General features: G+C 68.3%; 1 protein-coding gene. It reads left to right on the top strand.

Annotation, left to right across the window (positions count from 1 at the left end; translation table 11 throughout):
* The coding region (locus tag VE25_RS23210) for a hypothetical protein (protein WP_210166886.1) at positions 1 to 205 on the top strand (205 nt) is incomplete at its 5' end.
* Positions 206 to 486: the final 281 nt, after the last annotated feature.

Raw genomic sequence — 486 nt, 5'->3', positions numbered from 1 at the left:
GGGGGGGGAGGAGGGAAGGGGGGGGGGGGAGAGGAGGGGCGGAGAGGCGGGAGGAAGAAGGAGGAGGGGGGGAGGAAGGAGGAGGGAGGTGGGAGCAGAGAGGATGAGGAGGAAGGGAATAAGGGGGGAGGGGGGGGGGGGGGGGAGAGGGGGGAGGGAGGGAAGGAAGGAGGGGAGGAGGGGGAGGGGGAGGGGGGGAGAGTGAGAAAGAGGGGGGAGGGAGGGGGGGGGGGGGGAGAAGGGGGGAGGGGGGGGGAGGGAAAGTGAGGGGAGGGAGAGGGGAACGGGGGGGAAGAAGCGAGGCTTCAGAAAGAAGCTAGGAACGCATGCGATGGAAGGTGAGCTAATCGACATAGCGGGCAAGGTCGGTACGCAGGAAGAGAAAAACGACGAGCTAGATGCCGAGATCGGCAATGGGGAGAGGGAGGATGGGGATGGGGGGGGGGGAGGGGGGGGGAGGATGGGGGAGGAGGTAGAGGAGGAGGG

The sequence above is a fragment of the Devosia geojensis genome, assembly GCF_000969415.1.
Lineage (GTDB): Bacteria > Pseudomonadota > Alphaproteobacteria > Rhizobiales > Devosiaceae > Devosia > Devosia geojensis.
This window is presented reverse-complemented; position numbering and strand designations above follow the sequence as displayed.